Annotated in this window: 30 protein-coding genes; 10 read left to right on the forward strand and 20 right to left on the reverse strand. The window is 55.4% G+C overall.

Annotated features, from left to right (window positions below):
* Positions 1–28 precede the first annotated feature (28 nt).
* Positions 29–214 (forward strand): tautomerase family protein, encoded by a 186-nt coding sequence (locus tag CBW22_RS18325; protein WP_021508848.1) that lies wholly within the window; start codon positions 29–31, stop codon positions 212–214.
* 12 nt (positions 215–226) lie between these two features.
* Here the strand turns inward: CBW22_RS18325 and CBW22_RS18330 are convergent, their stop codons facing one another.
* The 4 genes from CBW22_RS18330 to CBW22_RS18345 form a co-directional block, all read right to left on the reverse strand.
* A complete protein-coding gene (locus tag CBW22_RS18330) occupies positions 227–985 on the reverse strand; it encodes an ABC transporter ATP-binding protein (protein ID WP_088517437.1) in 759 nt (252 codons plus the stop codon).
* Positions 982–2,013 carry a FecCD family ABC transporter permease gene (locus CBW22_RS18335; RefSeq protein WP_088517438.1) on the reverse strand — a complete coding sequence of 344 codons (1,032 nt, stop codon included), beginning with the start codon at positions 2,011–2,013 and terminating at the stop codon, positions 982–984. Before CBW22_RS18335 ends, CBW22_RS18330 begins: the two co-directional genes overlap by 4 nt.
* Positions 2,010–3,026, reverse strand: coding sequence for an ABC transporter substrate-binding protein (locus CBW22_RS18340; RefSeq protein WP_176428152.1), 1,017 nt, complete (start codon positions 3,024–3,026; stop codon positions 2,010–2,012). The genes CBW22_RS18335 and CBW22_RS18340 overlap by 4 nt, the downstream gene beginning before the upstream one ends.
* A gap of 242 nt (positions 3,027–3,268) precedes the next feature.
* Positions 3,269–4,078, reverse strand: coding sequence for an SDR family NAD(P)-dependent oxidoreductase (locus CBW22_RS18345; RefSeq protein WP_088517440.1), 810 nt, complete (start codon positions 4,076–4,078; stop codon positions 3,269–3,271).
* A gap of 30 nt (positions 4,079–4,108) precedes the next feature.
* Here CBW22_RS18345 and CBW22_RS18350 point away from each other — a divergent pair, with 30 nt between their 5' ends.
* Complete coding sequence (locus CBW22_RS18350) at positions 4,109–4,513, forward strand: winged helix-turn-helix transcriptional regulator (RefSeq protein WP_217899530.1); 405 nt, start codon at positions 4,109–4,111, stop codon at positions 4,511–4,513.
* 83 nt (positions 4,514–4,596) lie between these two features.
* Here CBW22_RS18350 and CBW22_RS18355 read toward each other — a convergent pair whose 3' ends face one another.
* Positions 4,597–5,004 (reverse strand): winged helix-turn-helix transcriptional regulator, encoded by a 408-nt coding sequence (locus CBW22_RS18355; protein WP_021508842.1) that lies wholly within the window; start codon positions 5,002–5,004, stop codon positions 4,597–4,599.
* Between the two features lie 84 nt (positions 5,005–5,088).
* Between CBW22_RS18355 and CBW22_RS18360 the strand changes: the two genes are divergently transcribed.
* Entirely contained in the window at positions 5,089–6,027 is a 939-nt protein-coding gene (locus tag CBW22_RS18360) for an aromatic alcohol reductase (protein WP_088517442.1), read from the forward strand.
* Between the two features lie 338 nt (positions 6,028–6,365).
* Positions 6,366–8,189 (forward strand): methyl-accepting chemotaxis protein, encoded by a 1,824-nt coding sequence (locus CBW22_RS18365; RefSeq protein WP_088517443.1) that lies wholly within the window; start codon positions 6,366–6,368, stop codon positions 8,187–8,189.
* Between the two features lie 75 nt (positions 8,190–8,264).
* On the opposite strand, the gene CBW22_RS18370 is transcribed toward CBW22_RS18365, so the two are convergent.
* Both CBW22_RS18370 and CBW22_RS18375 read right to left on the reverse strand, forming a co-directional pair.
* The gene (locus CBW22_RS18370; RefSeq protein WP_088517444.1) at positions 8,265–9,155 is read right to left on the reverse strand and encodes an EamA family transporter; all 891 of its coding nucleotides are present in this window, start codon (positions 9,153–9,155) and stop codon (positions 8,265–8,267) included.
* Positions 9,152–10,363, reverse strand: a complete 1,212-nt coding sequence (locus tag CBW22_RS18375; protein WP_088517445.1) for an MFS transporter — start codon at positions 10,361–10,363, stop codon at positions 9,152–9,154. Before CBW22_RS18375 ends, CBW22_RS18370 begins: the two co-directional genes overlap by 4 nt.
* A 127-nt stretch (positions 10,364–10,490) precedes the next feature.
* Here CBW22_RS18375 and CBW22_RS18380 point away from each other — a divergent pair, with 127 nt between their 5' ends.
* Entirely contained in the window at positions 10,491–10,976 is a 486-nt protein-coding gene (locus CBW22_RS18380) for a winged helix-turn-helix transcriptional regulator (RefSeq protein ID WP_088517446.1), read from the forward strand.
* Positions 10,977–10,995: 19 nt separating this feature from the next.
* On the opposite strand, the gene CBW22_RS18385 is transcribed toward CBW22_RS18380, so the two are convergent.
* From CBW22_RS18385 to CBW22_RS18395, 3 genes are all read right to left on the reverse strand, one after another.
* Positions 10,996–11,307 (reverse strand): hypothetical protein, encoded by a 312-nt coding sequence (locus tag CBW22_RS18385; RefSeq protein WP_058758957.1) that lies wholly within the window; start codon positions 11,305–11,307, stop codon positions 10,996–10,998.
* Positions 11,308–11,521: 214 nt separating this feature from the next.
* Positions 11,522–11,824 (reverse strand): EthD family reductase, encoded by a 303-nt coding sequence (locus tag CBW22_RS18390; protein WP_088517447.1) that lies wholly within the window; start codon positions 11,822–11,824, stop codon positions 11,522–11,524.
* Positions 11,825–11,836: 12 nt separating this feature from the next.
* Positions 11,837–12,583, reverse strand: coding sequence for an SDR family NAD(P)-dependent oxidoreductase (locus CBW22_RS18395; RefSeq protein WP_088517448.1), 747 nt, complete (start codon positions 12,581–12,583; stop codon positions 11,837–11,839).
* A gap of 119 nt (positions 12,584–12,702) precedes the next feature.
* Here CBW22_RS18395 and CBW22_RS18400 point away from each other — a divergent pair, with 119 nt between their 5' ends.
* Positions 12,703–13,557: a LysR family transcriptional regulator gene (locus CBW22_RS18400; RefSeq protein WP_058758955.1), complete on the forward strand. Its 855-nt coding sequence runs from the start codon at positions 12,703–12,705 to the stop codon at positions 13,555–13,557.
* Positions 13,558–13,582: 25 nt separating this feature from the next.
* Here CBW22_RS18400 and CBW22_RS18405 read toward each other — a convergent pair whose 3' ends face one another.
* Positions 13,583–14,503 carry a LysR substrate-binding domain-containing protein gene (locus CBW22_RS18405; RefSeq protein WP_394517718.1) on the reverse strand — a complete coding sequence of 307 codons (921 nt, stop codon included), beginning with the start codon at positions 14,501–14,503 and terminating at the stop codon, positions 13,583–13,585.
* 87 nt (positions 14,504–14,590) lie between these two features.
* Between CBW22_RS18405 and CBW22_RS18410 the strand changes: the two genes are divergently transcribed.
* Both CBW22_RS18410 and CBW22_RS18415 read left to right on the forward strand, forming a co-directional pair.
* Positions 14,591–14,893: a carboxymuconolactone decarboxylase family protein gene (locus CBW22_RS18410; protein ID WP_088517450.1), complete on the forward strand. Its 303-nt coding sequence runs from the start codon at positions 14,591–14,593 to the stop codon at positions 14,891–14,893.
* Positions 14,894–14,898: 5 nt separating this feature from the next.
* Positions 14,899–15,297 carry a tautomerase family protein gene (locus CBW22_RS18415; RefSeq protein WP_088517451.1) on the forward strand — a complete coding sequence of 133 codons (399 nt, stop codon included), beginning with the start codon at positions 14,899–14,901 and terminating at the stop codon, positions 15,295–15,297.
* 92 nt (positions 15,298–15,389) lie between these two features.
* Here the strand turns inward: CBW22_RS18415 and CBW22_RS18420 are convergent, their stop codons facing one another.
* From CBW22_RS18420 to gcvA, 9 genes are all read right to left on the reverse strand, one after another.
* A complete protein-coding gene (locus CBW22_RS18420; RefSeq protein WP_088517452.1) occupies positions 15,390–16,412 on the reverse strand; it encodes a C45 family autoproteolytic acyltransferase/hydolase in 1,023 nt (340 codons plus the stop codon).
* 19 nt (positions 16,413–16,431) lie between these two features.
* Positions 16,432–17,154, reverse strand: coding sequence for a glutamine ABC transporter ATP-binding protein GlnQ (gene glnQ / locus CBW22_RS18425; RefSeq protein WP_088517573.1), 723 nt, complete (start codon positions 17,152–17,154; stop codon positions 16,432–16,434).
* 2 nt (positions 17,155–17,156) lie between these two features.
* Positions 17,157–17,813: a glutamine ABC transporter permease GlnP gene (glnP, locus tag CBW22_RS18430; RefSeq protein WP_021508828.1), complete on the reverse strand. Its 657-nt coding sequence runs from the start codon at positions 17,811–17,813 to the stop codon at positions 17,157–17,159.
* A gap of 51 nt (positions 17,814–17,864) precedes the next feature.
* Positions 17,865–18,617 carry a glutamine ABC transporter substrate-binding protein GlnH gene (glnH, locus tag CBW22_RS18435; RefSeq protein WP_088517453.1) on the reverse strand — a complete coding sequence of 251 codons (753 nt, stop codon included), beginning with the start codon at positions 18,615–18,617 and terminating at the stop codon, positions 17,865–17,867.
* Between the two features lie 127 nt (positions 18,618–18,744).
* Positions 18,745–19,299, reverse strand: a complete 555-nt coding sequence (locus CBW22_RS18440; protein ID WP_176428143.1) for a carboxymuconolactone decarboxylase family protein — start codon at positions 19,297–19,299, stop codon at positions 18,745–18,747.
* Entirely contained in the window at positions 19,296–20,624 is a 1,329-nt protein-coding gene (locus CBW22_RS18445) for an aspartate aminotransferase family protein (protein WP_088517454.1), read from the reverse strand. Before CBW22_RS18445 ends, CBW22_RS18440 begins: the two co-directional genes overlap by 4 nt.
* A 127-nt stretch (positions 20,625–20,751) precedes the next feature.
* The gene (locus tag CBW22_RS18450) at positions 20,752–21,609 is read right to left on the reverse strand and encodes a MurR/RpiR family transcriptional regulator (RefSeq protein ID WP_088517455.1); all 858 of its coding nucleotides are present in this window, start codon (positions 21,607–21,609) and stop codon (positions 20,752–20,754) included.
* A 198-nt stretch (positions 21,610–21,807) separates the two neighbouring features.
* Positions 21,808–22,437: a LysE family translocator gene (locus CBW22_RS18455; protein WP_058776142.1), complete on the reverse strand. Its 630-nt coding sequence runs from the start codon at positions 22,435–22,437 to the stop codon at positions 21,808–21,810.
* A gap of 96 nt (positions 22,438–22,533) precedes the next feature.
* Positions 22,534–23,418: a transcriptional regulator GcvA gene (gcvA, locus tag CBW22_RS18460; RefSeq protein WP_088517456.1), complete on the reverse strand. Its 885-nt coding sequence runs from the start codon at positions 23,416–23,418 to the stop codon at positions 22,534–22,536.
* Positions 23,419–23,686: 268 nt separating this feature from the next.
* Here gcvA and CBW22_RS18465 point away from each other — a divergent pair, with 268 nt between their 5' ends.
* Complete coding sequence (locus CBW22_RS18465) at positions 23,687–24,127, forward strand: VOC family protein (RefSeq protein WP_088517574.1); 441 nt, start codon at positions 23,687–23,689, stop codon at positions 24,125–24,127.
* 35 nt (positions 24,128–24,162) lie between these two features.
* On the forward strand, positions 24,163–24,693 hold the full coding sequence (locus CBW22_RS18470) for a GNAT family N-acetyltransferase (protein WP_088517575.1): 531 nt from the start codon (positions 24,163–24,165) through the stop codon (positions 24,691–24,693).
* Positions 24,694–24,726: the final 33 nt, after the last annotated feature.

The following is a 24,726-nucleotide window of genomic DNA, read 5'->3' on the forward strand; positions in this document are numbered from 1 at the left end:
GAACTCTAACCCGTGAGGAAACGCCGTTATGCCAGAGATTGTCGTTTATGCTGCGGAAGGCCGTAGCGTTGAGCAGAAGAAAAAGTTACTCAAAGCCATCACCCAGGCGGTGGTGGATTCGTTTGAGATCGATGCTGATGTGGTCACCGTGTCGATTATCGAAACGCCGAAGCATCATAAATCTAAAGGCGGCGTGCCGTTCGACGAGCGTTAAGATCAGCCCGGTTCAGGCGTACTGAATATTCATGGAGCCGCGCTCGCTGCGGTTGACGATGGCCTCGACCTGCCACGTCCGCTGAATCAGGGCAGGCGTCAGCACGGCGGCGGGCTCACCGCTCGCCACCACTTGCCCGTGCTGCAGCACCACCAGATGCTGGCAAAATTTTGCCGCCAGATTCAGATCGTGCAGGGCCACAATCACCGTGACCGGCAGTGCGGCAATCAGCCGCATCAGCTCAAGCTGAAACTGAATATCCAGATGGTTAATCGGCTCATCCAGCAACAGGATATCCGGCTGCTGCGCGAGCGCACGCGCGATCTGGCAGCGCTGGCGTTCGCCACCGGACAGCCGCTGCCACGACCGCCCGGCCAGCGCATCCAGTTTCATCAGCGACAGCGCGTGCTGCACTGCCGTTTCATCTGCCGTCCGCCACGGGCTGAACGCGTTGCGATGCGGCGCCCGCCCCAGACGCACGATGTCGCTAACGCACATCTCAGCTTCCATTTCGGCATGCTGCGGCACGAAGGCCAGCGCACGGGCTCGCTGCCGCCGGCTGAGTTGGTTGAGCCGCGTGCCGCCCATTTCCAGTCCGTTATAAGCACAGGGCTGAACGCCCGCCAGCGCACGGATGAGCGTCGATTTTCCCGAGCCATTAGGGCCGAGCAACCCGACCGTTTGTCCCCGCTGCGCCGCAAAACTGATGTCAGATAACACGCTGCGCGCCTGTAGCGTCACGCTCAGTTTATCCACCGCGACATATTTCATGATTTCTCCCGGTTGCGATACAGAATCAGGGCGAACACCGGAGCGCCGACTAACGCCGTCACCACGCCTATCGGCAGCACCTGATGGGTGATTAACTTGCGCGATACCAGGTCGGCAATCACCATGAAATGGCAGCCGCCCAGGAATGCGAGCGGGATCGTCACCAGATGACGCTGCCCGGCAATCATGCGGGTGATATGCGGGATCACCAGCCCGACAAAACCGACCGCACCAATCGCGCTGACGATCACCGCCGTCACTAACGCAGTGGTCAGCAGTAATACGATGCGCACCGCTGAAACCTGCGTGCCCAGCGTCGCGGAGACTTCCGCGCCAAACGAGAAGGTATCCAGCGCGCGCGCATGGTAGAGCACAGTCAGCAGACCGGCGAGGGTTACGGCAAAACACAGTAATGCATCCGCCCAGCGCACACCGCTCAGGCTGCCGAGCAGCCAGAACATCACGCCGCGCGACTGCTCAGCATTGGCCGCCGTGCTGACAATGTAAGCGGTCAGCGCATTAAATAATTGCGTCCCGGCAATACCGGCCAGAATGATGCGCGCGGTGTTTTCCCGCATGCCGCCGGAGAGCATAACAATCAGCATAAATGCGAGACAGGCACCGCCAAACGCGCCGGCACCGGTGGTGATGGCGCCGCCACCGATGCCAAGCAGCATCACGCACACCGCGCCGGTTGATGCGCCGGCGGAAATACCCAGCAGATAAGGGTCGGCCAGCGAATTGCGCAGCAACGACTGCAACACCAGCCCACACAGTGCCAGCCCGCCGCCGCTGCTCGCCGCCATCAGCGCGCGGCTCATGCGGTATTGCCAGACGATGCCGGCTTCCAGCGCCGGCAGGTCGTAATGGGTGATGCCAAGACCATTGGTGATGGCCTGCGCGGTCAGGGTAAAGCTGATCGCGACATCACCGGTCGCCGCGGCCAGCGTCATCATCACCGGCAGGCTGAGCGCGCCCGCAGCAATCAGCAGGCCGGTGCGCCAGTAACAGACAGCGTGAGCGCTCATCGGGCAGGTGCGAAAGCAGCGATCTGCTGACCGATCAGCTCCACGGCCTCTACGTTGCGCAACGAGGGATTCAGTGACATGGCCGGTACCACCACAATGTGGCCGTTTTTCAACGCTGGCATTTCACGCGTCACCGGATCGCTTTGCAGAAAGTGTTTTTTAACCGCGACGTCATCGGCGGGATAGAGCCGCCGCGCCATGCTGGCAATAACGATGATGTCCGGCTGCGCGGAGACGATGTGTTCCCAGGTAACCGCCGGCCACTCTTCGTCTGAATCGATAATGTTAGTCAGACCAAGCGTCTGGCTGATCCAGCCCGGCGCCCCTTTATTGCCAGCGACCCAGGGATCGCCTTTCAGGCGCGGGCTGGAAAACCAGTAAACCACCTTCAGCGGCGCTGACGGTGATTTGTGCAGCTGCTGCTGAACCTGTGCTATACGAGCGGCCAGCTGCTGTTTGAGCGCTTCGCCACGCGCCGGCACATCAAAAATGCGCGCCAGCGCGCTGATTTCCGCAAAGATTACCTCGATCCCATACGGTGTGGTGCGTGCACCGTCGCTATTGGACGTGGTGGTGACGGCTTTGCCGATGCAGTCGGCAGGCGAAATCCAGGTTCGGATGCCGAGCTGTTCAAACTGTTCACGCGTGGCGACTTCACCCTGCGGCCCGACGTGCCAGCTGTACTGCGCCAGCACCAGCTCCGGGCGCTGCGCCACCACCGCTTCAAAGCCTGGGGCGTTATCGGCCAGCCGTTTAAGCTGGCTGCCCTGCCCTTGCAAATCGGCGGGCAGCGCGCCAAACCATACCGAGGTTGCGGCAATTTTATCTGCCAGACCGAGCGCCAGCAGCAGTTCCGTTTCATGCTGGCCAACGGTGACGACGCGCGCAGGCGGATGAGCGAAGGTCTCTTTGACACCGCAGTTATCAACGGTGAGCGGATAGTTACTGGCATTAGCATTGAATACAGGAAGCGACAGCAGCGCCGTAATAATCAGGGAGAGCGAGTTTTTCATCATGGTACTTTCATTGTTACGTTATAACATAACAATATGCATGACCAGGTGTGGACTGTCAATAAACAGGATTGGGCATATCGACCGGGACTGCGTGCATCATGAAGAGGATGACGTTAGGGTATGAGCAGGGCTGCAACAGCAGCCCGCCCAGTTCTGATAATTAAATCGGCTGTGATGATGTCATCGAATGAAGTAGTAGCTGAAACAGAGATTTTATTCAGGATGTTGTGCGGCTGGTTTTAAAGTCCGGGCCACATACCGCCATCAAGCCTTAAATTTGAACCCGTTATGTAACCCGACAACGGGCTGGCCAGAAAGGTGATGGCGTCCGCTATTTCTTTGAGCGTCCCTACGCGCGCCATGGGCACATTGGCATACAGGGGCAATACGGCCTGTTCAATATCTTCCCATGGCGCGTCAGCTGAAAGCCCTGCATCTTTGGCCGTTTGACGAAATGCTTTTTCGAGGCTTGCACTATGAATAGTACCCGGTGAGAGAGTATTTACGGTTACGCCATCGTGTGCGACCGCTTTTGCCAGCGATGAGGTCATGGCAATAATCCCTGCTTTAGCAGCAGCATAATCCGGACGCCTGGCGGGAGGCATCAACGCTGCCAGGCTCGAAATATTAATGATTCTGCCCCATTTTTGTTCACGCATCCCAGGAAGAAAAAGATTAATGACACGTAAGGCTGAAAGGACATTTTTATCATACCCAGCTGCCCAGGTTTCTGGCAAAGTAGACGTCCAGTCCTCTGTCGGGCCGGAGCCACCCGCATTATTAACAACAATATCAACGGATTGTACAAGCGAACAGACTTGCTGATAAAGCAGTTGAATATCTGCCTCACGGGTTAAATCTCCCGTTACTGCGTACGCTTGTCCACCTTGCTTTATGATATCGCTGGCGATATTTTCAGCTTTAGCCGGATCCCGGCCATGTATAATAACGCGGGTGCCTTCAGCGGCAAGCCCTCTGGCTACCGCTTCTCCAATACCTTTGGTGCTACCCGTTATCAGAGCAATTTTGCCGTCGAGTTTCAGATCCATTACTGTTCTCCAGAATACGTGAAAAATCTATTGGAAAATAAACTGATGAATGAATCAATTACGCACCTGAAAGTGCCTGTAGGCGATGATGAGAAAACACGTTGTCTCGGACCAGAAGGTTCGGTCGCTTATGTCACGCAATGTTTAACTATTATTTCCGGCAGATGGACACTGCAGATTTTATTCAGATTATTTGCGGAGCCTTCGATGCGTCACTCGCAATTCATGAAGAGTATGCCGGAGATATCACATAAAGTCCTGACTCAACATCTGCGCAAGCTTGAACGTGATGGGCTGATAACCCGCACTGATTTTGGTGAACAGCCCCCACGTGTTGAATACGCACTCACGCATGCAGGCCATAATCTGATGCCCGTGCTGCTCTCAATGCGTGAATTCTCACGAGACAACCTGTCAAAACCGGGACAGGATTAATAGTGCAAAAAAATTTGCACTATTGGCAGCAGGGAAATAATCACGCATCCTCAGCAAGGTCGTCATCGCGCAATTTAATGCCATTACTGATCAGGAGTATCAAACGTAATCCTGCTTTGCTTAAAATAGTCGGCCGACGAAATAATCCACGCCCAGAGCGGCATCATTTTCATCATCATTTCTTCGCCCGCGTCCGTGGCCGTATAGACGACACGCGGTACTTTTTCCTGATAATCACAACGGGATATAAGGCCGTCACGCTCAAGCGTTCGCAGTGTGCGCGTCAGCATTCGTTGTGTGACGCCATGCAGTAAACGACCCATTTCTGCATGGCGCAACGGTCCATGGGTGACCAGAATATGCAATATACCCAGCGACCAGCGATTGCCGGCGTGTGAAAGAATTTCACGCTTTAATGTTTCATCATCGTGACTCAACGCCTCACAAAATTGTCTGGAAAACTGCAGCAGGGCTTCGCGATTAGGTTCCATCTCTCCTCCGGTATCACGGGTGTACCTGATTGAATCAGGGTTTGTCCGCTGTCAGGATGACGGATATAACCTAAGGAGACAAGCATGCTACCCGTTGATCAACATGTCGAAAATATTCTTATCCTCGGCGCAGGAGAATTAGGCATGGCGGTGTTAAACGCCATGGCTAAAAAAGTGCAGCAACATCCTCTGATTAAAATAAGTGTATTACTCAGAAGCGAGGCTGCGCATGCCGCGTCCGGCCCACTTAAAACCCGGCTGGATGCGCTGCAAAAGCTAAATATCACTGTGGTGGAAGGCGACCTGCAGAAAAATAGCCTGAGCGAACTCTCAGCATTATTTCGTTCTTATGATGCCATCATTAATTGCAGTGGTTTTGTCGGCGGGCCGGGAACGCAGCTCAGAATCACTCAGGCCGTGCTGAAGGCGGGTGTCGCCCGCTATTTCCCCTGGCAGTTTGGCGTGGATTATGACGTTATCGGCAAAGAGAGTGGGCAACCGGTATGGGATGAGCAGCTTGAAGTGCGCCACCTGCTGCGCGCCCAAAGCAACACTGACTGGGTAATTGTTTCGACCGGTATTTTTACCAGCTATCTGTTTGAACCCGATTTTGGCGTGATCGATGCCGGGAATAAAACGGTTTATGCCCTCGGTGACTGGAACTATGCCCTGACACTCACCACGCCCGACGACATCGGGCAGCTGACAGCCGATATCTTCTTTCATCAGCCCGCTTTTCAGAACGACATTGTTTATATCGCTGGCGATACGCTGACTTACGCAGAGCTGGCTGACCTGATGCAATCTCACTGGCAAAGCGCGGTCAGGCGAGTATTACTTAGCCGGGAAAGGCTAAGGGAAGATGCAGAGCGTCATCCCCATGACACTGGCGCGGCCTACCGGCTGGCCTTTGCCCGTCCGGACGGTGTGGCATGGCCTAAACAGGAGACATTTAATTACCGCAAGCACATTGCCACCACCAGCGCCGCTCAGTGGCTGACGAACCAGCCAGCGGATTCCTGAGGATTTCAGGCGTAGCAGAATGTCCTCAGGCGCAACGCCTGGTCTGAGGGCTATCGGGCCCTTCGCCTGAAATCCCGGCGCTTTGACAAACCGGCAGGTTGCGTCAATACTTTCCCCCGCACCGCTATCCGCCAAAATCAGTACCAGTTTAAAACAGAAAACCCGAGCTCCACGCCTGCCCTACCGTTGCAGCCCTTCCCCAAGCATAGCTCATCTAATAAATTTAGGTGATTATATGTTTTTTAATTATTTTAATTGAAATTAATCATCTCCCTGCCGATAACGCCATTGCCATCAGGCAAAAGCGTGGACAACAACAACCAGGGAGATTCACCTTAATGAACAAAATACGTGTTTTTTTGGAAGATATCAGAGTCAGCAGAAAACTCATGCTCGGGTTTGGTGTGCTGCTTATCCTCAGCATTGCTGTAGCTTCCTGTGGCATCAAAAACCTGCACGACATCGCGGAACGTGCGGAAAAACTCAGCCAGTTGAAAGGCATCAACGATCAGTTCGCGCAGGCTAAAGATGCCCGCCTGCAATACGTAAAAACCCACGATGAAAAATTCATTGCCGACAACGAATCGCGACTGCAGGCGATTGAGGGCAGTATCAACCAGCTGAAAACCTGGCAATGGGATAGCGCGCAGACCGCGCTGATTGCCTCTCTGCCGGCTGCGATGAACCTTTATCGTCAGCATCGTGCAGAAACGGTGAACGAAGTGCATAAGCGCCAGAGCATTCTGCAGGCGCTGCGCTTCAGTGACGAAACCACAGCGGTTGCCGCGCTGGCCAGAAACTACGTCAGCACACAGCAGGATACGGCAACCGCGCTCAATGAAATCGCTAAATATCTGAATGGTATCAGTATTCGTGTAAAGCTGATGGCGCTGGACAACAGTGAAGAAAACCGTCTGGCTTTGTCAGGCTTTATAGCTGAAACGATTCAACTGATTGACCAGGCTCGACCACGCCTGAGCGCTGATGACAGCAACGCGCTGGATAAAATTGCCGTAACGCTGGCGGCCAGACGCGACAGCGTGCAGGACTACAACGCCTCCGCGGAAGAAGAAGTGGAAGCGACCCGCCAGCTTGCCATCGCGGGCCTGCATCTGACTAACACCAGTAATCAATTATTTAGCCAGCAGCTGGCCGCCACGCACCAGGATATCGCCCGGGCAATTCTGTGGATGTCGCTGATCCTGGCGACGGCTGTGGTAATCAGCATTCTGATTGCGGTGTTTATCACCCGGCAGATTACCCGTCCTTTAGCGGTAACACTGAACGTCGCGCGGCAGATTGCGCAGGGAGATTTGAGCGTACAGCTGCAAACTTCACGTAAGGACGAACTGGGCGAGCTGATGCAGGCGGTCGGTGAGATGAGCAACGATCTGCGCGGCATCATTGGTAACATTCGCAGCGGCGTGATGCAGGTCAGCCACGCTTCCGCAGAAATTGCTGCAGGCAATAACGATCTTTCCGCCCGCACCGAGGAGCAGGCGGCCGCGCTGGAGCAGACGGCAGCCAGCATGGAGCAGTTGACCGCTACCGTGAAGCAGAACGTGGAAAACATTCATCACTCCAGCGAACTGGCGCGTGCCACTTCGGAGAAGGCCAATCAGGGCGGCTCGCTGGTCAAAGGCGTGGTTGAAACCATGGACCAGATCAGCGCCAGCTCCGGCAAAATCGCCGAAATCACCACCGTCATTAACAGCATTGCTTTCCAGACCAATATCCTGGCGTTAAACGCAGCAGTAGAAGCAGCGCGCGCCGGTGAGCAGGGACGCGGCTTTGCCGTGGTCGCCAGCGAGGTGCGCAGTCTGGCGCAGCGCAGCGCTCAGGCAGCCAAAGAGATTGAAACCCTGATTGGCGAATCGGTGGCGCGTATCAGCAGTGGTTCACAGCTGGTGGGTCAGGCCGGTAAAACCATGGATGAAATTGTGCATTCCGTTGGCAACGTAACCAGCATCCTCGCCGAAATCGCGCAGGCATCCGATGAACAGAATCGCGGCATTTCGCAGGTCGGCGTCGCTATCGTTCAGATGGACAGCGTGACGCAGCAGAACGCCGCGCTGGTGCAGGAATCATCGGCCGCCGCCAGCGCACTGCGCGATCAGGCGTCGACTCTGGAAGGCTCAGTCGCGCGTTTCGTGGTGCAGTAAGCGGATTTTCATTGACAGAGAGAGCGGGCAGGATGCCCGCTCTTGTCGGATCACGGCTCATCAGCGGGCTGCTGATCACAGCGAATCCGACTGCGGAATGAAATAACGTTTGATGCGTTGTCCATACAACCCAACCGCCAGCCCGGCAATAATCAGCACCAGCGCCACGATTTTCATCGGAGAAATAGCTTCACCAAATATCATCATCGAACCGAGAATGCCGAATACCGGCACCAGCAACGATAATGGCGCGACGGTGGAGACAGGATACTGCTTAAGCAATGAATTCCAGATCCAGTAGCCTAATAACGTATTAGGGTAGACCTGAAACAGAATGGACAATATCGCACGGGTATCCATATGGCTGATTAATGCGCTATAGCCCGCGCTGCCATTAATTAATCCGTCCAGCAGAAAAAGCGGAAGCGGCGAAAAGGCGCTCGACCAGACCAGAAACGCGAATACCTGCTTCGTGCCGGCTTTTTTCATGATGATATTGGCAATACTCCAGGCAATGGCGCCTGCCAGCACCAGCAGCAACCCGGCAAACGTCACCGAGCCGTCGGTAATAAACACAATGCTCATCAATCCGCTGCACGCCAGCACAAAGCCAGCGATCTGATAGCGGCTGAGCTGTTCTTTAAACACATAACTGCCGAGCAGCAGAGTGAAAAAGGCACTGAACTGCAGCACCAGCGAGGCGATCCCCGCCGACAGCCCGGTTTTTATCCCCAGATTTACCAGGCCCCACAAGCCAATGCCGAACACCAGTCCGTAGCCAATAAGGTAGCGCCACGGGACGTCAGGTTTTTTAATAAAGAAGAGCGCCGGGATGGCACACAGCGTAAAACGCAGCCCTGCCAGAATAAATGGATCGATGGCGTACAACCCTAATTTAATCACCGAAAAATTAATGCCCCAGATGGCGGTAATACCGATGGCCAGCAGCAGGTGTGATAATTTCATGATTGACGTGTTCCATACCAGAGAATAAGTGCGCAGGCACTGACCAGTGCCCCGCCGCCGCACACGGCATACCATCCCCAGTGCGCATAGAGTTGAGTGGCAGTAATAGCGCCCAGCGCGCTGCCAGACGCATAAAAACACATATAGGCACCGATGAGTCGGCTGGTGATAGCGGGTTTGCCGGCAATCAGCATGCTCTGGTTGATGACATGCACCGTCTGCACGGCGAAATCCAGCATGATCACGCCAATAACCAGCAAGAATAAAGAGGCCTGCGCGAAGGCGATCGGGAGCCACGAGAGCGTTAGTAAAACCAGTGCGCATCCGCTGGCGCGCTGCCCGGTTCCCCTGTCAGCCCAGGCACCACTTCTGGAAGCCGCCAGCGCTCCGGCTATTCCAGCCAAACCAAACAGCCCTGTTTGCGTATGGGAAAGCGACATGGCCGTGAGCGGCAAAACCATGGAACTCCACAACATGCTGAACGCGGCAAAAATCAGCAGAGCCAGCGCGCCGCGCTGACGCAACAAGGGCTCGGAGACAAAAAGACGCGGGACAGACCCCAGCAGCCCGGCCACGGAAGTGGCTGTGTTCTGCGGACCGGCAGCCGGTATCACTTTTACCAGCAGCACGGTAATCAGCAGCATCAGCGCGGCTGAGGTCATATACACCGCCCGCCAGCCGGCGATATCGGCGATGATGCCAGAGACCAGCCGCGCCAGCAGTATGCCCATGACGATGCCACTGGTGACGCTGCCTACCACCTTGCCACGCTGAGCCGGTGCCGACAGGATAGCGGCCCACGCCACCACGGTTTGCGTCACCACTGCCATCAAACCCACCAGCAGCATCGCCCCCAGCAGCGCCAGCAAACTCTCTGCTAACGCCGCCGCGATCAGGGCCAGCACCGACAGCAGCAGGTGCGTGATCACCAGCTTTTTGCGATCAAAGCGATCGCCGAGCGGCACCAGCGAAAACAATCCTATGGCATAACCCACCTGCGTTGCCGTGATGACCAGGCCGATGGTGCCGGGCGAAACCTGTAGCGCTGCGGAGATGGATTCCAGCAATGGCTGGGCAGAATAGACATTGCCGACAGCCAGCGCGCAGGTCAGTGAGAACAGAAAAATGATGTGAGGCGACAGCACTGAGATCGTCGCCGGCGAAAGAGGCGCCTCAGAGGTTGCAGGGGTATCACTGGTGCAAGTCATGTTGCATCCTTATGTGGTTTTTATTTGAAACCGATTTATTCTATAAGTAGCAGCGGAGGTTTTTTTTTGCAACTTGTTTTGCTGAAGGCTAAGCTGCCGTCAGTAAATCAGCAGAGTGAGAGAGAAGATGGCCAAACAGGAAGGGCTCAGAACCAGCGAATGCCCGGTCGCCCGGACCGTGGAGGTGATTGGCGAACGCTGGTGTCTGATGATCATCCGTGAAGCGTTTGATGATGTGCGCCGCTTCAGTGATTTCCAGAAAAACCTTGGGCTGGCAAAAAATATCCTGGCGTCACGGCTGAAACTGCTGGTTGAGGTCGGCGTGCTTGAGAGTTGTCCGGCGTCAGATGGCAGCGCCTACAAGGAATATGTGCTGACCGAACGGGGACGAGCCGTCTTCCCAATCGTCGTGGCGATGCGCCAGTGGGGAGAGCGTTATTTATTTGAAAAAGGCGAGACACACTCGGTATTGCTGGATAACGCCAACGGCGAACCGTTACCTGAACTGGCCGTTTATTCTGCCCGGGGAGAACGACTCGATCCCGCCGACTGTCATCGCCGGCGCGTCATAGCCGGTAATCGCGCCGATCAGGCTTCGTCGATCGTGAAATAACCGGGGTTGAGGCGTCGCATCAAACCGATCCCGCTTGTTCAATCACCAGCACCCGGGCTACGCCCTGCGGATGTGCCACGTGTTCAGTGCCTTCGCTGGCATAGAAAATATCGCCGGTGGTTAATCGTTGAGTTCTCACTTCGCCCGCTTGTTTATAGAACATGTCAACGCAACCATCCATAACGGCAAACACCTCTTGTCCATCATTGATATGCCATTTATAGGGTTGATCGGTCCAGTGCAGTTTAACGCTGGTGTTATCAAAGCTGGCAATATGCTGAGACTCCCAGGCTTTGGAACCCGTAAATTCTCTGCTGCTGTAAAAATTCATGTTTGCGTCCTGTGTGCTGCTGCGGTGATAGCTCACACATGAAATAGCAAAAGGCAGCGCCACGTACCAGATTCAGGGATTGGTTTGTCCTGATTTGGCACCAGCGCGTCCCGTTTTTGCTGCCGCGATGCCTGCTTAATGCACAATGCGTTCATTAAGCATGCTATCAAACCGGTGAATGGAGGACATAAGCGCGCGGCGGCGTCGCTGCCGTTCAGAAGGGAATGAAATGGCTGCGGATCACCGTGGGGGCATCGGTAAAATGCACCACATCGGCCATCACCCTTTTGGTCTGTTCGGACTCCAGCGCCCGGTTGACATCCTGCTGACAGGCAAACGTGTAAACACCGATGGAGAGCCAGCCGCTGCGGTCTGAAGCGGGATAGAACGCTTCCGCCGAAATGAGCCCATAATCCTGCCAGCACGCCAGCGCCAGCGGCAGGTGCGTGTGGGTATAATAGTCGCGGTCAAAGCGATGGGTTTCATCGCCGACGCACACCACCATCATTTGATGCATCCTTTTCTCCCGTTAACGCATGCCGCCTGACGCCATCATCACCTCGCCCGTCACCCATCCGGCATCGTCGGAAGCGAGATAAGCCACAATCGGCGCAATATCCTGTACCTGGCCAATACGGCCAAGCGGCGTCTGGCTTTCGTTCCAGCGCTGAAACTCCGATCCCATCGCGCCGGTGCTGTGCGTGCCTTCGGTTTCGATTAACCCCGGATTGACCGCATTAACGCGGATGCCGCGCGGACCGAGTTCGCGCGCCAGCACGCCGGTAATAGCATCAATCGCGCCTTTGCTGCCGCTGTAGATAGCGCTCTCCGCCAGAAATACCCGCGTCACGAATGAGCTGATATTGATAATGCTGCTGCCCTTGCCCAGATGTGGCACCGCGGCGCCCGTCACCAGCAGCGGCCCGAGCACATTGATGTCAAATTGCTTGCGATACAGCGCTTCGCTGCTCTCTTCAATCTTCGCAAACTGATACACACCGGCATTGTTCACCACGATGTCCAGCCGGCCAAACTGCGCGAGGGTAGATTGAATGAGTGCCTCAACCTGCGGCTGATCGGTGACATCCGCTGCCAGCGCCACCGCCGTGCCACCGGCAGCCTCAATAGCGGCGACCACCTTATCCGCCCCGTTTTTATCCGCGGCATAATTGACGACGACCTTTGCGCCGTCGGCGGCCAGCTGGCGGGCAATCGCCGCACCAATGCCTTTAGATGCGCCGGTTACGAGGGCGACTTTGTCCTGAAGCTTCTTCATGCTCTGCAATCCTCAATCAGTTCAGTCTGGATGATGCCGTTATGGTGATAGTTACAAAGTTGTTTGAGAACTGCCATTTTTGTATATTCGACGTTCATTTTTGAACGGGGGCGAGCGCAATGGAATGGAGCGATGTACGGATCTTTCTGGCAGTGATGCGCAGCGGATCCTATGGCGAGGCCGCGCGCCGGCTCGGCGTCAGCCATCCGACCGTGGGTCGTCGCATTAAGGTGCTGGAAGCGCAGGCCCATCAGGCGCTGTTTCGCCGCACGCCGGATGGCCTGGTGTTAACCGATGCCGGTGACGCCGTGCTGGGCCTGGCAGAAAGTATGGAAAATGCTGCGCTGGCGATGGAGAGACGACTGGCGGGCAATCACCCGCGGCTGGAAGGCATTTTACGCATCTCCTGTGCCGAGTGGTTTGCCACCGCCGTGCTGGCACCGGTACTGAGCGAGCTGACTCAGCGCCATCCCGCTATCGTGCCGGAAATCATCGCCAGCTACCGTTTGCTCAATCTGTCGCGGCGCGACGCCGACGTGGCTTTTCGCATTGTGCCTTTTACCGAGCCGGATATTGTCCAGCGGCGCCTGATGAGCATGCCCTATGCGTTATACGGCACGCCTGAAAATGCCCGCGCATTGCAACACGACCCCGCCTCAGTGGGGCTGATCCTGATGAATACCGCACAAGCCCATTTTCCGGACGTCGTCTGGCTGCTCGATCAATTTCCACAGTCACGGCGGGCTTTTACCAGCACCAGCCGGGCGGTGCAGGCGCAGATGTGCCGGCGCGGCATGGGCGTGGCGGTGTTACCCCAGCCGCTGGGCGATGCCACCGCCGGACTGCAGCGGATTCCAACCCCACAGCCGCCGCCTTCACGCGATATCTGGGTAGGCTATCATCAGGATCTGCGGCACATGGACCGCCTGCGCGCCATGCTGGATATCGCCGATGCGCTGCTGATTGCGAAGTAACTGTCGCAGGGATTAGCGCAGCAATTCAGGCGGGCCGCAGACCCGGTAACGGCTCTATGCTGCGCAGCGCATTTTCCATCAGTCTGGCCAGCAGGTTTTGCGCATTCGGCTCAGTCTGGCTGCCACTTTTTTGTTCCAGCGTAACGCCCAGCGCGCCCAGCGGCGGCAAAACATTGCCGGCGCTCACCAGGTTAGCGGGCATGCCGACCCGCGTGCGCACGGTGATCCCCAGACCGGCCCGCACCGCCGCCCAGATGCCGCTCAGGCTATGGCTGACAAACACGATTCGCCATGCAATGCCCGCCCGGTCCAGACTGTCGATGGCGCGCGAGCGCATCAGGCAGGGATTATCAAACATCACCAGCGGCAGCGGTTCGCCCTGGCTTATCATCGCGCTGACGTCGCAGTCGGGGTGGGCGATCCACTCCAGCGGGAACTGGCCGATCAACACGCCTTTACGCTGCAGCGGTTGTGCCTGCCACAGCAGCGCCATATCAAGAGCATCGCTGTCCAGCGCTGCAAGCAGCTCCTGATTACGCGCCACGCGGGCGATGATCTGCAGCCCGGGATGGTGACGTGTAAATTCGCCCAGAATACCGGGCATCAGGGTGTCACCAAAATCTTCCTGCATGCCCAGGCGCACTTCCCCCTGCAGCCCTACACCGCTGAAGGTGCACAGTGCTTCGTCGTTCAATGCCAGCAGACGACGGGCATAACCCATCATCACTTCCCCCTCACGGGTTAACGCCAGATGACGCCCGCTTTTCACCACCAGCTTACTGCCACATTGCTGCTCCAGCTTTTTTAGCTGGGCGCTGACCGCCGAAGTGGATCGACAGAGCCGCACGGCGGCCTGCGCAAAACTGCCACACTCCATGCCGGTGACAAAACTGCGCAACGCATCCAGATCCAACGTCTGAGCTAACTTTTGCATGATCGTCCTGATTTATGGGATGAATGACGGTGTTTTATTTGATTTTCAGGATGGTTATGTTTCGCCACAATCGCGGCTGAGTCAATACGGAGAAACATCATGGCAAAAACACTCGATAGTAAAACGCTGGCGCGCATCGCGCCAAAGCTGGCCGAACTCAGTCAGCAGGTTCTTTTCGATGACATCTGGCAACGTGACGCGCTTACGCCGCGCGAACGCAGCCTGATTACGCTGGCCGCACTGACGGCGCTGGGGCGGGTGCAACAGCTGCCGTGGCATATCGAATTCGCGCTACAGAATGGCCTGGCACGAGAAGAGATCGTCGAAGTGTTCACCCATCTGGCCTTTTATGCCGGCTGGCCGGCGGCGGTGTCAGCGCTAAGCTGTCTGGAAGAGGCGTAACCCTCATGCCTTTTACCCGCATCATACTGCGTCAGGGTTATAGCGACGCGCAATTAACGCAGATTTCCGACATCCTGCAACGGAGTCTGGAGGACGAATTTGCCGTTCCACCCGGCGACCGCTTTCAGGTAGTTGAAGAACTGCCGGCGCGGCTAAGGGTGTTTGATCGCCACTATAAAAGTCGCGGGCGTTCAGAGAATTTTGTTCAGTTCATGATTACTGCGGGCAAGCCGCGCAGCCGCGAACAGAAGCACAAGCTGTGTCGCAAATTGTGTCAGCAACTCTCGCAATCGCTGGATATCGATCCGCAGGATGTGATGGTGATTATTCAGTTTAACACCGTCGATGACTGGAGTTTCAGCGACGGATGTCTGATGTCCGAAGAAGCGGGTTTCCACGAGTAACATAGTCAGTATTGCTGGCAGCGCGGGTTAGCGCGCTGCCAGCAATCACTGTACGGCTTCAGTGATGGGCGGTGGAGATTAAAAATAACACCTCATTGACGACCAGCAGATTGCAACGCGGCGCGCTGGCGGTCGCGCGTGAAGATCTGCCACGTCACCGCGTCGTCACTCAGGGTAAAAATAGCCGTGGCGAGGGTATTTTCCTCATCCGGATCCTGCGGCGACAGGCGGTAAATCGGCAACGCTGCATCCTGCTGATCCGATAAAATCGCCCTGGCCGCCGCGCCATCTACCGCCGGTTGCGTCGTCAGCCATGTCTCCAGACGCTGCTGGCGCGAGCCGGAACTGGCGGTGACCACCTGTTCGACGGCGGCAAGCTGCGGGTGAATAAGATGGTTAGCGTGCCCGAAAGGCGCAGTCAGTGGGATCACTGAACAGCCTGAGCCTGTCGCTTCAATACTGATCAGGCGGCTATCGCCCTGCTGCCCCAGCGTGTGATGAAACGCGCCGGCGCGCGGCGTGGCGCTAAGTATGGCGATCGCTTCATCCAGCGTGGTCGCGTTCAGCGACGCGCGGGCGATGATCTGGCGTGGCATGCCATCCGGACGATGCTGTGCGCGAATGTTATTGACGGTGTTAACGATGCCCTTCTCATTAACGGCAAAAGTGTGACCGCAAAGTGATGCCGGATAGGCGAAGCTGGTGAACGCGAGCCCGTCATCGGGGGTCACGGTGACCAGCGCACAGTCGTCACGCAGCTGGGGAAAGCCATCTTCGTTGTGCGCAATGATCAACTCCCCGCTGGCACTTTTCCCCGCCACCGTGGTGCAACCATCCGAAGTAGAACGCACCAGATCGCCCCGGCAGTTCCACGCAAACACCTCGTCAATCGGTGCCTGTAATCCTTCAGCCAGTCCTTCCAGCTCCTGCCAGATCAGCGGAAACTGGCGCTGGACCCGCGCGCGCATATTGCGGATTTGCTGCGTATCTTTCATGGCGGTGACCGTTTGCCAGAGACGGGTATGCGTGAGTTTGTTATGCCAGCCATCACGGCCAAAGTCACCGAGTTGCTGACCAATAACAAAAGCCGAACCACGGAAGTCGAGTTTTTTCATAGCGTTATTTCACTTCATTTCAGGATACATGTTGCAAAAATTCTTTCAGACGCGGATTACGGCTGGCAGTCAGCAGCATATCAGGTGGCCCATCTTCGGCAATGGTACCGCCATCAATAAAGATCAGCCGCGAAGCCACATCGCGGGCAAAGCCAATCTCATGCGTCACAATCACCATGGTCATGCCCTCTTCAGCCAGCGAGCGCATCACTTTCAGCACTTCATGACGTAACTCCGGATCCAGCGCGGAGGTCGGCTCATCGAACAGCATCATTTTCGGCCTGACGGCCAGTGCCCGGGCAATCGCCACGCGCTGCTGCTGGCCCCCTGAAAGTTCAGATGGATAATGGCTGGCGCGATCGCGCAAGCCAACGCGCTCCAGCAGCGCCAGCGCCTGCTCGCGCGCCGCGGCTTTCGTTTGTTGACGCACGCGAATCGGGCCGAACATCACGTTCTCCAGTGCAGTCAGATGCGGGAACAGGTGAAACTGCTGAAACACCATGCCGGCTTCACGGCGGATATCACATTCATTCGCATGCGGATCGGTGATGTGCATTCCGGCGACCAGCAGCGTCCCGGATGAGATCTCTTCCAGTTTGTTGATGCAGCGTAGCAGCGTTGATTTGCCTGAACCTGAAGGGCCAATAATCACCACCACCTCGCCGGACTCAATTTTTAAATTGATATTGTGCAGGACCTGCGTGGCACCGAAATTTTTCGACACTGCGTTAAATTCAACCATGCTCATAAAATATGGATCCTTTTTTCCAGCTGCTTCAGTAAAAAGCTCAGGCATAACGTCACCAGCAGATAAATCATAGCTACCGCCGTCCACACTTCCAGCGCACGGAAATTACCCGCAATGATCTCCTGCCCCTGACGCGTCAGTTCTGCCACGCCAATCACAATAAACAGTGAGGTATCTTTAATACTGATAATCCACTGGTTACCCAAAGCCGGAATCATGCGGCGTAACGCTAAAGGCATAATGACATACCACAGCGTACTGCGCTGCGATAAGCCCATCGCCAGACTCGCTTCTTTAAAGCCTTTATTGATTGAGAGGATCGCGCCCCGGGTAATTTCAGCAATGTAGGCACCGGAGTTAATCACAATAGTCACGATCGCGGCGGTGACGGGATCAATTCTTATCGGCAACACCATCGGCAGTGCAAAATAGATAAACATTACCTGCACCATGATGGGCGTACCGCGAATAAGCTCGACAAAAATAAGTGACAGCGTCTTAGCAATTTTGCCACCCAGAGCACGGCAGGTTCCCGCCAGTAAGCCAATAATAAAACCGCCCAGCAGACCTGACAGCGAAATAATCAAGGTCAGCTGCAGACCCTGCAGCAGTAGCGGCAGAGATTCCCAAATATATTTACTGTCAAAATTCATAATTTAACCTGTAAACGCTAAACAAGGCCGGAGGGCTCCGGCCTGGCAGGATTATTTCGGCTGCTTAGCAAACCATTTCACGTAGATTTTGCTGTAGGTGCCATCCGCGCGCAGGGCCTGCAGCGCGGCGTTGATCTTAGGCGTCAGGCTGCTGTTTTTCTGCATGGCAAAGCCATACTGCTGCGGCAGAATCGTGTCGTTTTCACCGCTGGCTTTGACTTTGCCATCGCCCGCCGTTTTCACGTAGTACAGCACATTGGGCGAGTCATGGACCACCGCATCAAGGTTGCCGGCCTGCAAATCCAGATAGGCGTTGTCGATATTAGGAAACTCAACATAATTTGCCTTGTATTTACTTTTCATAAAGCTGGCTGCAGCCGTGCCCTGTTTCAGGCCCACCTTCTTGCCGGTTAAATCGCTGAATTTCTTAATGCTGTTATCATCGCTTTTGACAGCCATTAATAAGTCGGCGTCATAATAACCGTTGCTGAAATCCACCACCTGCTTACGCGCATCGGTAATGGTAATGCCTGCCATCGCGACGTCCAGATTCCGTGATTGCAGCCCCGGAATCAGGCCACCAAAGTCCATTGGGTGTAATTCATAGCTGACATGCATTTTCTTCGCGATGGCATCCCATAAATCAATGTCAAAGCCGACGTATTTATCACCTTGCTTAAACTCAAAAGGAACAAAAGCCGTATCAACCCCGACGGTTAATTTCTCCTGCGCCGCAGCGATAAAACTGGCGGAACAGGCAACCAATGCCAGTGTAACCTTTAATTTATTTAAAAATGCAGACATAATAACCCTCAGCGTCAGTAATGTAGCGTGCAATGATCGTCATCCAGCGAAATAACCCGGCGGACATGGTCAAAGAAGGTGGTTAATATAATGGGCGCATCAGGTACGCCCGGAGTAATGCGACAACTTATGCAGGAAGCAAGTGATCCTGCGTAAAGGGTACCGGCGTCTGTGCGCCGTTCATGATCATCGAGAGAAAACTGTAATAGCCGTTAATGCCTATCAAATCCACCACGCCCTTCTCGCCCCATAATTCGATGGCTTGCTGCCAGGTGGCATCACTGATTTTCTGTTGCTGATGTAACTGCTGGCAAAACTGATAAATCACCCACTCATCAGGCTGCAAATCCGCGGGCTGACGTTTTTCATTGATGGCCTGCACCGCTGCAGCAGAAATCCCCTTTTCGCGCGCTATCGGCGCATGGATTGCCCACTCTACCGGCTGTGACCAGTGCCTTGCCGTCATTAAAATCGCCAGTTCCGATAACCGCTGGCCCAGCGCACTGCGATAGCGCAGATATTCCCCCATACGCTGTGCGTGTGCCATTAACTCGGGACTGCGCAGCAGCGGCTCAAACGGGGGCAGCAGCGCACCGCGTGGCCCGTTGATAATCTCTTCCGCGAGCGGACGTTGCTGCTCATCCCAGTCCTGCTCGGCCAGCGGCGGTAATCGGTTGATCATAATTTGCCGGTCTCTTCACGTATCACGGTGTTCAGCGTATCCACGACAAAATCCAGTTGTTGCGGGGTGACGATAAACGGTGGGGCAATTAAAATATGATCGCCATATTGCCCGTCCAGCGTGCCGCCCATCGGATAGACCAGCAAACCGCGCGCCATACAGTTGGCCTTGATGGCTGCGTGAAGTTTCACTGCCGGATCGAACGGGGTTTTTGTGGCTTTATCACGCACCAGCTCCACACCGGCAAACAGGCCGCGGCCGCGTGTATCACCGACGTGCGGTAACTCCCCCAGCACGTCGCGAAGCGCCTTGTGCAGATAAGCGCCCTGCTGCTGAACCGCCTCCAGCAGATGGTCGCGCTCAATCACCTGCTGTACTGCTAACGCCGCCGCAGCGGCTGTCGCATGACAAATATAAGTGTGTCCATGCTGGAACAGACCGCTGCCAGCCTGCAGCGCAGACACGATCTTCTCACTGGCCAGCACCGCGCCGATGGGTTGATAACCGCCACCCAGTCCTTTGGCGATGGTGACCAAATCAGGTACCACGCCATCCTGTTCGAACGCGTGCAGTGTGCCGGTACGCCCCATTCCGCACATCACCTCATCGGCGATAAACAAAATGCCATACTTGTCGCACAGGCGACGTACACCCTGCAGATAGCCCGGCGTCGGCGGCGTGGCACCGCTGGTCGCACCGACCACCGTCTCCGCGCAGAAGCCAATAATCGTTTCCGGGCCCGCATCGACAATCGCCTGCTCCAGCTCGCTCAACAGCCGCTGGGTATACTGCTGCTGGGTTTCATCGGCACGGCGATCGCGATACTCATTGCAGGCTGAAACGCGAATCACGTCGATTAACAAGGGTGCGAACTGACGCCGGCGCCATTCGTTGCCACCCACCGCCAGCGCGCCCAGCGTATTGCCGTGGTAGCTCTGTTTGCGGGCGATGAAACGGGTACGCGCGGGCTGTCCGATCTCAACAAAGTATTGCCGGGCCAGTTTCAGTGCGGTTTCCACTGCCTCAGAACCGCCCGACACGAAATAGGCATAGTTAAGATCGCCCGGTGCGGTGCGCGTTAACTGTTCGGCGAGCTGTTCAACGGTATCGCTGGTGAAGAAACTGGTATGCGCATAAGCCAGTTGATCGATTTGACGATGCATGGCTGCGAGGACGTCAGGATGGGCGTGGCCCAGGCAGGAAACGGCGGCACCACCGCAGGCATCAAGATACTGTTTTCCCTGTGCATCAAAAATGTAGGCCCCGTGTGCGCGCGTAGCCACGGCGGGCACGCTGCGCAGACTGCGGTGAATGATACGGCTCATGCTGGTCCTGCTCCTGAATACGCTTCGTTGTTGAAACGTATCTTGCAGGATCCATTTGAATCACGTCAACGCAATAATGATTCAATCGCATTCAATATTCTTATGACAGATACAAATGAATCATCTGTCAGGATTTGCCGGCATGCACGTAAGCGCCGGAATCGATTAAATAGCGTTCGGCGTTTTCAATTTTACTGACCGCATCACGTCCATGACGGGCCACTAGCATCGCCAGCAGGCACTCGGCCAGGCCCATGCCAGAGACGACTGACGGGAAGAACGATGGGCTATCCAGTGAAAAACGGAGCGAGCAATCAGCGGCCTGCGCCAGCGGCGAGACCGGTGAGTCGGTGATGGCGATGATCTTTGCGCCCGCCTGCTGCGCTGCGCGCAGTACATCAAGTGATTCGCGTGAATAAGGGGCAAAGCTGGTAAGTAACAGGCAATCCGCGGCGGTCAGTTCACGCGTGAAAACTTCGATATTGCTCGCCAGACCATCCACCAGTGATACCTGACGATTGAACAGCCGATACACATAAAATAATGACCAGGCGATCGGAAAGCTGGCGCGGAAGCCGCAGATGTAAACATTGTCAGCCGCATCGAGTAAGGTCACCGCCTGTTCCATTGCCTGGCGGTTTTCGTTCTGCGTAAAGGCCAGGTTGGTCTGATGGGCCTGAAACATCGCATCATACAGCTGCGGTTGCGTGCCGGCGGCCACCAGCTTTTCCGCTTTCGAGACATAGGTATCATTGCGCAGGCCGATGTCATCAATAAATGCGTCTTTGAGTTCACTCCAGCCGTTATAGCCCAGCCGTTTCGCCAGGCGCAGCAGCGTTGCCGGTTTCACCCCGGCCTGCTGCGCAAAGGTGCGCATGGATTGCACCACCAGTTGATTGGCATTCTGCAGTGAGAATTCGGCAGCCCGCTGTAGTTCTGGCGATAACTCATTGAACTCGCGGACGATAGTTTCCTTTAGATTCATGGCAACGATTCACTGGCTTTAACGTTCAGGTATCTAAACACATTTGAGATCAAGACTCTAGGCGCGGTTATCACACCAGAGTGACGGCCTGAAGCAGGGTGCGATGCGTGGCGCCGCGACAACCAGGCTGCTCATGGTGGTTTACTTAACTGAGCGGCCTGTTGCTATGGAGGGCGAACCTGAGGTTAAAAATTTACTTTATTGACGACTCAACACCAGTTTCAGTCCGGCAATGGCAAAACAGCAGGCTAATAGCGCATCTAATCCCCGGCGGATACGACGGTAAAACGCGTTCATTGCTGCGGTGGAAAATATCAGCGCATAGCCGCAAAATACCGCGACGCAAATCGCCGCACAGCCGAGAATAATCAGCGGTAAGGTCGAGGCTGCAGCGTCCGGTTTGAGCGCGACGGACATGATCGCGACCCAGGTTAAAATGGCTTTCGGATTACCGACGTGCATCAAAATTCCCTGACGAAATAACGCGCCATACGCAACACGGTGATCGCTGATAACGGTTTTATCGGCAGCGGTGCGGGTTAACGCAGATTTACCGGCCTTGTATGACAGCCACAACAGATATAACCCGCCGCCGATTTTCAATACCAGCAGCAATTGGGCAAACGTCGCCAGCACGGTTAATACCCCGCAGGCCGCCAGCAGCGCCCACAGCATTGAGCCGCCAATTACCCCGCCCGCAAGCGCTAAGGCGGCACCGCGCCCTTTATTCATCGCCGTTCCCATAATCGCCATATTACTCGGACCAGGGCTGGCCGTTGCCACAAAATAAGTGGTGTAAATCAGCATTAATTCGTGTGAAAGCGCCATGATATCCTCTGCAGGTGAAATGTCCTGAACCTGTTATATCGGCTTGCTCAGAAATTTACTATGTCTTGTTGATATGAAGAAATGCCGGACGCTATTCTATTCTGTGGACTGCTGCATGAGCCAGGCTCTTACTTTTACCACGGCAGAACGCAGCAGCGCTTCGTGAGGCGTAATAAGCCAGTACGCGTGTCCGGTATTCAGCGTATTTGAAAACGGTGCCACCACTTCACCGGATGCCAGGTTGGCCTGAACAAATCGTCTGCGCATCAGCGCTACGCCCATGCCGGCAAGCATCGCCAGCCACGCCCCGCTGCCATCGCTATACAACGGCCCTTTACCGGAATCAATATCCCCGACGCCGGCTTCAGCGAGCCAGCGCTGCCAGTCTTCCCGGTGCATATCATGCAGTAACGTGACGCGACCGAGTGCGGCAAGTGCCGGCGGTTCCCCCAGCTGCTGCGCCACAGCAGGAATGCAGACTGCAAGGTAGTCGTCGTCGATCAACTTCTCACTCACGCAACCCTCACAGAAACCGTTGCCATGCCGTACGGCCAGGTCGATACCATCCGTGGCGAAAGACTGAATGCGGGAAGTGGCACTGATGCGCAGGTCGATATCCGGACAGGCACGTTCAAAATCAGCCAGCCGCGGCAGTAACCAGTGGGTCGCAAATCCGGTGGTGCAGGCCAGCGTGATGGTATTTTTTTGTGTCTCCTGCACCAGCGTTTCAGTGGCTTCACGTATCAGGCTGAAAGCTGAAGCAATCGAGTAGTAATAGCCCTGACCGGATGCCGTCAGCGCCAGTTTGCGTCCATTTCGCTGAAACAGGGGTAGGCCCAGTTGCCGTTCCAGTTCCCTGATGTGCAGGCTGATCGCGCCGGGCGTGACGTGCAACTCCTGGCCTGCAAGGGTCATGCTGAGGTGCCGGGCAACGGATTCGAACGCCTTCAGGGCGTTAAGAGAAGGCAGACTGTTTCGCATTGTTTAGTTTTCCTAAAAAACAGGCGGAAATTAAATCGTTTTTATTTCCGCTCCGTCAACGTTATTAATAGGCATATAGCACGCGTTGCCGTGTCGTTTTTATCTTAAAACTGTTGAGTTATATTGAAATTTTAAGAGAGAGTACCGTTTCACGCACCACGCCTCCACACGGAAAAATGATCAGCTACCACGCCCTTTATGGCGATTAACCTTAAGCAGGCTTGAGTTTTTATCGTGTCAGGGGGCAATAAATGGAGACAGGATGCAGATGAAGGATATCGATGTTGGATTTACCCACGTTGCGTTTATGGTGAGGGATCTGGAGAAGAGCATGGATTTCTACCGCCGCTATGCAGGAATGAAGGTGATACACACCCGTGAACCTGACGTCCCGGCTGCCCGCAAGGTGGCATGGCTGAGCGATCATACCCGCCCTTTCGCGCTGGTTCTGGTGCAGGCGGATGACGTGTCAGACACGCCACTGGGTAAATTTGGACACTTAGGCATTGCCTGTGCGTCACGCGAAGAGATCGATCGTAAAACAGCGATGGCCGTCGCCGAAGGCGTGTTACGCAAAGCTGCTGAAGAGGCTGGCGAACCAGTGGGATATTACGTATTTTTTGCCGATCCTGATGGCAATACGCTGGAGCTGTCTTTCGGGCAGCGCGTCGGGCTTGAAGCAATACGCACCGCTCCCGGTTTACTTTAACTCGCCTGCACGCAGGCAGCGGAGAACATATGGCACTGACGTTGCCGATTTATACTCAACGCCTGGTGTTGCGCAAGCTGACAGTGGCTGATTTGCCGCATCTGTCGCGCTATCGCAATCTGCCAGACGTTGCTCGTTATCAAAGCTGGGAAGAATTTTCCCGGCAGGACGCTGAGAGATTATATGCGCAGCAGGATGCGCTGCCATTCAACAGCGATAACACCTGGTTTCAGTTTGCCGTAGCACATCAGGAAGACGACCGGCCGATAGGGGACATCGGAATTCATTTTTTTGATGAAGGAAGACAAGCTGAACTCGGTATGACATTTGATGCCGGATATCAGAAACAGGGTTTTGCGTTTGAAGCAACGAGTGCCATCGTTACTCTGCTTTTCACGCAGTTTGCAAAACACCGGCTTACTGCCGTGGTAGACACACGTAATATTCGCGCCATAAACCTGCTGGAAAAGCTGAATTTTCGCCGTGAAGCGCACTACCAACAGAATATTTTTTTCAAAGGGATGTGGGGCGATGAATATCTTTATGCGCGGCTGGCCAGCGATTAGCGCAGGCATTGCGTTAAGCCATCGCGTTGGCAT

The sequence above is a fragment of the Pantoea sp. VS1 genome, assembly GCF_002207995.1.
Lineage (GTDB): Bacteria > Pseudomonadota > Gammaproteobacteria > Enterobacterales > Enterobacteriaceae > Pantoea > Pantoea dispersa.

Coding starts and splice junctions, on each gene's coding strand:
- CBW22_RS18355 (WP_021508842.1), bottom strand. CDS start 5,004: ATGGAACCTAATCGCGAAGCCCTGCTGCAGTTTTCCAGACAATTTTGT.
- CBW22_RS18410 (WP_088517450.1), top strand. CDS start 14,591: ATGGCAAAAACACTCGATAGTAAAACGCTGGCGCGCATCGCGCCAAAG.
- CBW22_RS18390 (WP_088517447.1), bottom strand. CDS start 11,824: ATGCATCAAATGATGGTGGTGTGCGTCGGCGATGAAACCCATCGCTTT.
- CBW22_RS18465 (WP_088517574.1), top strand. CDS start 23,687: ATGAAGGATATCGATGTTGGATTTACCCACGTTGCGTTTATGGTGAGG.
- CBW22_RS18455 (WP_058776142.1), bottom strand. CDS start 22,437: ATGGCGCTTTCACACGAATTAATGCTGATTTACACCACTTATTTTGTG.
- CBW22_RS18365 (WP_088517443.1), top strand. CDS start 6,366: ATGAACAAAATACGTGTTTTTTTGGAAGATATCAGAGTCAGCAGAAAA.
- CBW22_RS18375 (WP_088517445.1), bottom strand. CDS start 10,363: ATGACTTGCACCAGTGATACCCCTGCAACCTCTGAGGCGCCTCTTTCG.
- glnP (WP_021508828.1), bottom strand. CDS start 17,813: ATGAATTTTGACAGTAAATATATTTGGGAATCTCTGCCGCTACTGCTG.
- CBW22_RS18360 (WP_088517442.1), top strand. CDS start 5,089: ATGCTACCCGTTGATCAACATGTCGAAAATATTCTTATCCTCGGCGCA.
- CBW22_RS18420 (WP_088517452.1), bottom strand. CDS start 16,412: ATGAAAAAACTCGACTTCCGTGGTTCGGCTTTTGTTATTGGTCAGCAA.
- CBW22_RS18380 (WP_088517446.1), top strand. CDS start 10,491: ATGGCCAAACAGGAAGGGCTCAGAACCAGCGAATGCCCGGTCGCCCGG.
- CBW22_RS18335 (WP_088517438.1), bottom strand. CDS start 2,013: ATGAGCGCTCACGCTGTCTGTTACTGGCGCACCGGCCTGCTGATTGCT.
- CBW22_RS18370 (WP_088517444.1), bottom strand. CDS start 9,155: ATGAAATTATCACACCTGCTGCTGGCCATCGGTATTACCGCCATCTGG.
- CBW22_RS18340 (WP_176428152.1), bottom strand. CDS start 3,026: ATGAAAAACTCGCTCTCCCTGATTATTACGGCGCTGCTGTCGCTTCCT.
- CBW22_RS18325 (WP_021508848.1), top strand. CDS start 29: ATGCCAGAGATTGTCGTTTATGCTGCGGAAGGCCGTAGCGTTGAGCAG.
- CBW22_RS18440 (WP_176428143.1), bottom strand. CDS start 19,299: ATGATCAACCGATTACCGCCGCTGGCCGAGCAGGACTGGGATGAGCAG.
- CBW22_RS18400 (WP_058758955.1), top strand. CDS start 12,703: ATGGAATGGAGCGATGTACGGATCTTTCTGGCAGTGATGCGCAGCGGA.
- gcvA (WP_088517456.1), bottom strand. CDS start 23,418: ATGCGAAACAGTCTGCCTTCTCTTAACGCCCTGAAGGCGTTCGAATCC.
- CBW22_RS18450 (WP_088517455.1), bottom strand. CDS start 21,609: ATGAATCTAAAGGAAACTATCGTCCGCGAGTTCAATGAGTTATCGCCA.
- glnH (WP_088517453.1), bottom strand. CDS start 18,617: ATGTCTGCATTTTTAAATAAATTAAAGGTTACACTGGCATTGGTTGCC.
- CBW22_RS18385 (WP_058758957.1), bottom strand. CDS start 11,307: ATGAATTTTTACAGCAGCAGAGAATTTACGGGTTCCAAAGCCTGGGAG.
- CBW22_RS18415 (WP_088517451.1), top strand. CDS start 14,899: ATGCCTTTTACCCGCATCATACTGCGTCAGGGTTATAGCGACGCGCAA.
- CBW22_RS18395 (WP_088517448.1), bottom strand. CDS start 12,583: ATGAAGAAGCTTCAGGACAAAGTCGCCCTCGTAACCGGCGCATCTAAA.
- CBW22_RS18445 (WP_088517454.1), bottom strand. CDS start 20,624: ATGAGCCGTATCATTCACCGCAGTCTGCGCAGCGTGCCCGCCGTGGCT.
- CBW22_RS18345 (WP_088517440.1), bottom strand. CDS start 4,078: ATGGATCTGAAACTCGACGGCAAAATTGCTCTGATAACGGGTAGCACC.
- CBW22_RS18330 (WP_088517437.1), bottom strand. CDS start 985: ATGAAATATGTCGCGGTGGATAAACTGAGCGTGACGCTACAGGCGCGC.
- glnQ (WP_088517573.1), bottom strand. CDS start 17,154: ATGGTTGAATTTAACGCAGTGTCGAAAAATTTCGGTGCCACGCAGGTC.